Origin of the sequence: Bradyrhizobium sp. NBAIM08, from assembly GCF_020193935.1 — a bacterium.
In the GTDB taxonomy this organism is placed as follows: Bacteria; Pseudomonadota; Alphaproteobacteria; order Rhizobiales; family Xanthobacteraceae; genus Bradyrhizobium; species Bradyrhizobium yuanmingense.
Genome location: NZ_JADYVR010000409.1, coordinates 1 through 443 on the forward strand (window position 1 = coordinate 1; position 443 = coordinate 443).

Annotated in this window: 1 protein-coding gene; it reads right to left on the reverse strand. The window is 59.8% G+C overall.

The genetic code is table 11. From position 1 onward, the window contains the following. Nucleotides 1–390 (reverse strand): fibronectin type III domain-containing protein (locus tag I6F37_RS40155; RefSeq protein WP_225154401.1); only part of this gene is annotated, 390 nt, incomplete at its 3' end. Nucleotides 391–443: the final 53 nt, after the last annotated feature.

The window sequence follows — 443 nt, forward strand, 5'->3', positions numbered from 1 at the left end:
GATCGCATAACCGTCCTCATGGCTCGTGTCATTCCAAGACATGTCGACTTCGGACCCGGAAGCGGCGGTCGCCCTGAAACCGACAGGCGTCGACGGACGTCCCGACGGCATCGTGACGGTCACCGAATTCGACACATCCGAGAAGTATGAGCCGCCATACGCCGTGTCGGGATAAGAAGCCTGCACAGAGAACTGATAGGTGGCACCGGGGACCAGCCCCGTCACGGTATAAGTATCCTCAACGGATTCCGGGTATGCGATTTGCTCCCAGGTATCTCCGACCAATTGGCAGATCGCATAACCGTCCTCATGGCTCGTGTCATCCCAAGACATGTCGACTTCGGACGGGGAGACGGAGGTCGCCCTGAACCCATCCGGCGCGGCCGCGATATCAACCGGTGTCGTGACGGAAACGACGCGCGAACTCTTGGCACCTCCTCGGT